Raw genomic sequence first — 6,792 nt, 5'->3', positions numbered from 1 at the left:
CCGATCCCGCCGTAGTGCAGGAAAGCGGAACCGGCCGCGGCCGCCTTCACCGCCTCGCCCGTGGGCGCGAACATCCCGGCACCCAGGGCGTGGAAGTTTGGGCGCCGCCCGTTCGAATCCACCGCCAGCACGGTGGTCGAGGTCGGCATCCCTGTGATGGTCTCGAGGAGATCCGTGCCGACGCCCTCGTCCTCCAGCGCCATCCGCACGAAACGTCCCGTCAGGTCGCCGCCCACCGAGCCCGCGAGCCGGGTCTGGAGGCCCAGGCGCGCGGCCACCATGGCCGCCCCCGCAGCCGTTCCGGCAGGCGCGACGCCGATGCCCTGGATCAGGGTCGTCCCCTCGCCCTGCGGCAGGGCGTCGATGGGCCTCGCGACAACGTCCAGCGTCGTCAGCCCGATGCAAACCAAGCCCATGCCCATGGCGCCCTCCTCAGTCTGTTGATCTTTAGCCGCGAGCCGATAAGGTAGTCAAAACTATCTTTCTATGGGATGCGATCATGACCTGGACCAACAGCAGGAACAAAGCCCTTTCCGAGCGGGCCCAGGCGGTCATCCCCATGGGGATGTACGGCCACCAGTCCGTCATGCTGCTGCCCGACGACTATCCGCAGTTCTTCGGTCGCGCCGAGGGCGCCTATCTCTGGGACGTGGACGGCAACCGCTACGTCGACTTCCTGTGCGGCTATGGCCCCAACCTGTTCGGCTATGGGACCAAGACCATCGACGACGCCTACATCGAGCGCGTCCGCACCGGCGACACCATGACCGGCCCCGGCGAGGCGATGGTCGAACTGGCCGAGGCCATGGTCGCTCAGGTCAGCCACGCCGACTGGGCCATGTTCTGCAAGAACGGGACGGACGCCACCACCATGGCCATGATGGTGGCCCGCAATCACACGGGGCGGAAGACCATCGTCCTGGCGCGCGGCGCCTATCACGGCGCGGCGCCCTGGTGCACGCCGCTGAAGAAGGGGGTGACGCCCTCGGATCGCGCCAATCAGATCTTCTACGACTACAACGACGTCGACAGCCTCGAGGCTGCGGTGCGCGAGGCTGGCGACGACCTGGCCGCCATCTTCGCCTCGCCGATCAAGCACGACACTTTCGTCGACCAGGAACTGCCCACCATCGAATACGCCCGCCGGGCCCGCGAGCTCTGCGACGAGCGGGGCGCTCTCCTGATCGTCGACGACGTCCGCGCCGGCTTCCGCCTGGCCCGCGACTGCAGCTGGTCGCTGGTGGGGGTGAAACCGGACCTGTCCAGCTGGGGCAAGGCGATCGCCAACGGCCACCCGATCTCGGCCCTGCTGGGCGCCGACGTCTGCCGCATGGCGGCGGGGACGATCTATGTCACCGGCTCGTACTGGTTCTCCACGGCGCCCATGGCCGCCTCGCTGGCGACGCTGAAGCTGATCCGCGAGACCGACTACCTGGAGCGCACCCAGGTGCTGGGCCAGCGGCTGCGTTCGGGCCTGGACGAGGTCGCCGGCCGCCACGGCTTCGCCATGCGGCAGACGGGCCCGGCCGAGATGCCGCTGATCATGGTCGACGACGACCCGACCCTGGCGAAGGCCTATTTCTGGAACCAGGCCCTGATCAAGCGAGGCGTCTACTTCCACCCCTGGCACAACATGTTCATCTGCGCCGCCATGACCGAGGCGGATATCGACTTCAGCGTCGAAGCCGCCGACGACGCGTTCAAGCTGCTGAAGGCCGCCGGCCCGCTGGAAGCGCCGGCGAAGCTGGCCTTCATGCACCAGATGCTGGAGGCCTGAACGCGGAGGCGCCCGCTCAGGCGGGCGCGCCCGGCCGGCTGACGCCGAAGCGGCGCATAACGTTGTGGGTGATCACCGCGACGAACGGATCGCGCGCGGCCAGGCCGTGCGCCCATTCCGTGGTGCCCGTGTTGAACACCTCGCCCGCTCCCCGCTTGAAACTGGCCAGTACGGCGTGGCCGCGCAGCACCTTCGCCTGGGCCTCCGGGCTGCTCTCGCCGAAGATGACGTCGGCGATGACGTCGAGCTTCTCGGGCGGAATGATCGGGTTGTAGCCCCGGCCCGCCTCTTCGCCGAAGGCGCAGGGCGCGAAGCCGATGATCTCCAGGTTCTCCGGCACGCCCAGCATCGGCACGGCGCGCGGCAGGCCGCCGTCATCGAAGGTGAAGCGGCAGCCGTCGCTCTCGTAGCCGATCAGCGGCAGGTCGCCGCCGATCACGTCGCCGTAGAAGAGGTCCGAGCCTTCCAGCGCCCAGTGCTTGTCGTCGTAGATCGTGAAGCCGCCCTGCCCTCGCGCCACGCACATGCCCAGGCGGTGATAGCCGGCGAAGACGAAGCTCAGGCCCGTCAGCTCGGCTTCCGGCCGTCCGAAGGCGCGGTGCGACCACAGGTGCGTCGCCTGTTCCGGCGGCACGTCCTCGGCCTCGAAGCCCTTCCACTTGTGGCAGACGTAGGTCTTGCCGCCGTTCTCCCAGCGCACCTTCCAGAAGCAGGTGTTGCCGGACAGGATCGCGATACGCCCCCCGGCGTCGACGAACCGCTCCACCTGGTCGCGCTCGCCGCCCGACCAGTATTCGCTGTGACCCACGAAGAACGCCGACTGGTAGCCCGCCAGCAGGTCCGGCTCGACCTCCAGGTCGTAGTCGGTCGCGTAGTCCAGCGCATATCCCTGGGCCTCGGCCCAGGCGACGAAGGCGTGCTCCCACTTGTGCACGAAGCCGGCCGAGCCGTCGTATGGCGAGGCGCGATGCTCGACCATCCAGGCATGGTCGCTGGCCCAGGGCTTTTCCTCGAATCCGCGCTTGCGCATGTTGACCAGGCGGGGCGCGCCCTCCGGCGGGGCCACGATCAGGGGGGCGAAGGGCCGCTGGGTCGACAGCACCCCGATCGCCTCGTCCATCGCCTGGGCGAAGGAGACCGAGCCGTTCATCAGGCCGGTGACGTTGGAGTAGGCGTTCGCTCCGCCCCACCAGTTGTAGGAATGGTAGGTGTTGGTGGCCAGGACCAGCACCGCGGTCGAGCCCGGCCGGCCGGCCGGCGCCTTCACGCACACGAAGTGGTGCGCCTCTGCGCCGGACGCGTCGGTCAGGACGATGTCGTAGTAGCCGGACGTCCAGTCGACGCCCACCTCGACCTCCAGGGTGGCGGGCCAGCCACAGCCATCGCGGTCCACGTGGGGCGGAACCGGCTGTTCCTCGATGTCCAGGCCGTCGCTCGCGAACACCTCATGCCGCTCGGCGCCCACGCGCACGATCCGCAGCCGGCAGGGCCCGTTCGAGGCGCTGGCATGCAGCGCGAACCGCTCTCCGGGACGGACGCTCAGGCGATCGGTGTAGCAGGCCAGCATGGGCGTCCTCGCGCGGATCTGTAAAAGTAGTTTTTATTACCGTCTCAGCCCCCGAAGGTCGAGCGCCGAGCGAGGTTATGGCGGGACCCACGTCGGCTGCCCCTCGCCCGCGCGCCACGCCGCGATTTTGAGCAAGTGAGGCGGCGAGGCCACAGCGCAGTGCTCCCCTCTTGCATTATATAGCTTTTACTACCGTATAAGAATGGTCGCGCGATCGACACGTCAGGGGATGAATATGAGATCGATTTTGTTTGCGAGCTGCGCCGCGTTCGCCCTCTCGGCAGGCGCCGCGATGGCGCAGGACGGTGGCGAGGCCACCATCGAGGAGGTCGTCGTCACCGCCCAGAAGCGGTCCGAGAACCTGCAGGACGTTCCGGTCTCGGTGACCGCCCTGTCGGGCCAGGCGCTGCAGGAGCGCGGCGTCACCAACGTCACCGGCCTGAACAACCTCGCTCCCGGCCTGCGCGTCAGTAGCGGCGACGCGGCCGCCAACCCCAAGATCTTCATCCGCGGGGTGGGCCTCAGCGACTTCAATCCCAACTCCTCGGCCGGCGTCGGGATCTATGTGGACGGCGTCTACGTCGGATCGCCCCTGGCCCAGATGGCTGGGTTCTTCGACATCGGCCAGATCGAGGTCCTGCGCGGGCCGCAGGGCACCCTCTACGGCCGCAACACCAACGGCGGGGCGGTGAACATCACCACCAAGCGCCCGACCCAGTCTTTCGCCGCCGAAGCCTCGGCCGAGTATGCGACGTACAACGCCCTGAACCTCAGCGGCGCCGTGGGGGGCCCGGTGATCGCGGACAAGCTCGCCGTGCGCGCCGCGGCCCAGTATGTCAGGGACGATGGCTACACCTACAACCGGGTCACCGGCCACGACGTGAACGACACCGACTACTGGGCCCTGCGCCTGTCGGCGCTCTACACGCCCACCTCCGATTTCGAGGCGCTGTTCCAGGTGAGCCGCTTCGTGAACCGGGGCGATGCGACCCAGCCGCAGCACCGGGCGCTGTTCCCAGCCACGGCGGCGGCAGTCGGGGCCGGCGGCTTTTGCGCCCCGGCCTACTATGGCACGGCCGACTGCAGCGACCTGTTGGGCTACGTCGACACCGATCGCGACAACCGCGCCCTCGACGCCAACCAGGAGGGCAAGGACAAGATCGACCTGTTCGGCGCCTCGGCGAACATGACCTGGAACCTCGGGTCCGTGTCGCTGGTCTCGGTGACCGCCTGGTCGTGGGCCCACCGCAACGCCTTCGAGAACACCGACTCCAGCCCCCTTCAGATGCTGGAGATCAACTACCTGGCCCGCCAGCGCCAGTTCACCCAGGAACTCCGGATTCAGTCGAATGACAGCGCCGGCTCGCCGCTGAAGTGGGTGCTGGGCGGCTACTACCTCGACGAGACGGTCAAGGACGCCTCGACCCAGGACGTGCTGCGCGACCTGCGACCGCTGTTCCCGGACGGCTTCAGCCTGGAGAACAGCGTTGCGACCTTCAGCTATCCGTACACGCAGAAGACCAAGGGCTACGCCATCTTCGGCCAGGCAGACTACAGCCTGACCGACCGGCTCACCGCCACCGTCGGCCTGCGGTACTCGGCCGACGAGAAGAGCTTCGACTACCAGAGCCAGGCCGAGGGCGGCCTGATTGTCCTGCTGACCTCCAAGCAGAAGAAGACCTTCTCCGCCTGGTCCGGGCGCCTCGGCCTGCGCTACGAGCTTGGTGACGACGCCAGCGTCTATGCGACCTACAACCGGGGCTACAAGAGCGGCGGCTTCTTCGGGGGCCTGGCCACCACGCCGGAGGAGTTGATCCCGTACGACAACGAAAAGCTCGACTCGTACGAGGTCGGCCTGAAGTCGGAACTGTTCGACCGCCGCGTGCGGCTGAACATGTCGGCCTTCTACTACGACTACCAGGACCAGCAGGTGTTCGCCCAGGCGCTGCGCAACGGCCTGACGGTGCTGGTGCTCGACAACGCCGCCAGCTCCAAGGTCTACGGCGCGGAGGTCGAGGGGTCGGCCCGCCTGACCCAAAACCTGCGCATCGACGCGGGCCTGTCGCTGTTGCACGCCGAGTTCGGCACTTACCTCTCCGAGGGCCAGGATTACACCGGCAACCGCCTGCCGCAGTCGCCGAAAGTCACGTTCAACGTGGCGGCCACCTACAGCCACCCCCTGGCCTCGGGCGCACGCCTGAACGGGACGGTGGATGCCGCCTATTCGTCCAAGATCTACTTCGACAACTCCAACGCCGAGCGCCTGTCGCAGGACGCGGTGTGGGTGGCGGGGGCGCAAGGCTCGTGGATCTCGCCCGACGGGACGATCGAGGCCGGGGTCTTCGCGCGCAACCTGTTCGACAAGACCTACAAGGTGTCGATCTCGAACATCGACAGCCTGGGCGTCGACCTCTTGACGCTGAACCGTCCGCGCAGCCTCGGCGTCTTCCTGCGCTACCGGTACTGAGGCAAACCAGCAGCCCCCGGCGCAAACGCGCCGGGGGCTGACGAGGGTCAGGCGGCCACCAGCTCGCGGCGGACCAGCTTGGCGTAGTCGTCCATCAGGCTGAGCGACAGGGCGCCCGGCGTGAAGCTGTACTCGCCGATCTGCGAGACCGGGGTCACCTCGGCGGCCGTGCCGACGACGAAGCACTCGGTGAAGCCCGACAGCTCCTCCGGCTTGATGTGGCGCTCGATCACCTCGAAGCCCTTCTCCCGGGCCAGCTTGATCACCGTCTGGCGCGTGATGCCGTTCAGGAAGCAGTCGGGCTTGGGCGTATGGATCGCCCCATCCTTGACGAAGAAGACGTTCGAACCGGTGCTCTCGGCCACATAGCCGCGATAGTCGAGCATCATGGCGTCGGTGAAACCGTCCTTCTCGGCGGCGTGCTTGGAGATGGTGCAGATCATGTAGAGGCCGGTGGCCTTGGCGTGGACCGGCTCGGTTTCCGGGCTGGGGCGCTTGTACTTGGCCCAGCACATGCGGATGCCCTTGGCCTTTTCCTCGGGCGAGAAATAGCTGGGCCACTCCCAGACTGCGATGGCCACATGGATCTTGGTGTTCTGGGCCGAGACGCCGATCATCTCCGAACCCCGCCACGCGATGGGTCGGACGTAGGCGTCGGTGAGGCCGTTCTTGGCGCAGGTGTCCTTGCAGGCCTGGTCGATCTGGGCCACCGTAAACGGGATTTCGAAGTCCAGAATCCTCGCGGACTCGAACAGCCGCTCCGTATGCGCCGTCAGCTCGAAGATCTCACCCCCGTACATCCGCTCACCCTCGAACACGGCCGACGCATAGTGCAGGCCGTGCGTCAGGACGTGCACCTTCGCGTCGCGCCACTGCACGAATTCGCCGTCCATCCAGATCCAGCCGTCGCGGTCGTCGAAGGGAACAAGAGCCATGGGGAAATATCGTCCTTTTCAGTGCGCCTCTTGAAACGCCCCGGCC

The 6,792-nt window shown here is 67.3% G+C and carries 5 protein-coding genes; 2 read left to right on the top strand and 3 right to left on the bottom strand.

Features of this window, described 5'->3' with window-relative positions; genetic code table 11:
- The coding region (locus tag AX721_RS05780; RefSeq protein ID WP_197422478.1) for a carbohydrate kinase family protein at positions 1–422 on the bottom strand (422 nt) is incomplete at its 3' end.
- Positions 423–499: 77 nt separating this feature from the next.
- Here AX721_RS05780 and AX721_RS05775 point away from each other — a divergent pair.
- Positions 500–1,777 carry an aminotransferase class III-fold pyridoxal phosphate-dependent enzyme gene (locus AX721_RS05775; protein WP_068875068.1) on the top strand — a complete coding sequence of 426 codons (1,278 nt, stop codon included), beginning with the start codon at positions 500–502 and terminating at the stop codon, positions 1,775–1,777.
- Between the two features lie 16 nt (positions 1,778–1,793).
- Here AX721_RS05775 and AX721_RS05770 read toward each other — a convergent pair whose 3' ends face one another.
- Positions 1,794–3,344 (bottom strand): N,N-dimethylformamidase beta subunit family domain-containing protein, encoded by a 1,551-nt coding sequence (locus tag AX721_RS05770; RefSeq protein WP_068875067.1) that lies wholly within the window; start codon positions 3,342–3,344, stop codon positions 1,794–1,796.
- A 235-nt stretch (positions 3,345–3,579) separates the two neighbouring features.
- Between AX721_RS05770 and AX721_RS05765 the strand changes: the two genes are divergently transcribed.
- Positions 3,580–5,811 (top strand): TonB-dependent receptor, encoded by a 2,232-nt coding sequence (locus AX721_RS05765; protein WP_068875066.1) that lies wholly within the window; start codon positions 3,580–3,582, stop codon positions 5,809–5,811.
- A 47-nt stretch (positions 5,812–5,858) separates the two neighbouring features.
- On the opposite strand, the gene AX721_RS05760 is transcribed toward AX721_RS05765, so the two are convergent.
- Positions 5,859–6,746 (bottom strand): branched-chain amino acid aminotransferase, encoded by an 888-nt coding sequence (locus tag AX721_RS05760; protein ID WP_068875065.1) that lies wholly within the window; start codon positions 6,744–6,746, stop codon positions 5,859–5,861.
- Positions 6,747–6,792: the final 46 nt, after the last annotated feature.

The sequence above is a fragment of the Phenylobacterium sp. CCH9-H3 genome (assembly GCF_001557235.1).
Taxonomy (GTDB): domain Bacteria; phylum Pseudomonadota; class Alphaproteobacteria; order Caulobacterales; family Caulobacteraceae; genus Phenylobacterium.
This window is presented reverse-complemented; position numbering and strand designations above follow the sequence as displayed.

Coding starts and splice junctions, on each gene's coding strand:
- AX721_RS05770 (WP_068875067.1), bottom strand. CDS start 3,344: ATGCTGGCCTGCTACACCGATCGCCTGAGCGTCCGTCCCGGAGAGCGG.
- AX721_RS05765 (WP_068875066.1), top strand. CDS start 3,580: ATGAGATCGATTTTGTTTGCGAGCTGCGCCGCGTTCGCCCTCTCGGCA.
- AX721_RS05760 (WP_068875065.1), bottom strand. CDS start 6,746: ATGGCTCTTGTTCCCTTCGACGACCGCGACGGCTGGATCTGGATGGAC.
- AX721_RS05775 (WP_068875068.1), top strand. CDS start 500: ATGACCTGGACCAACAGCAGGAACAAAGCCCTTTCCGAGCGGGCCCAG.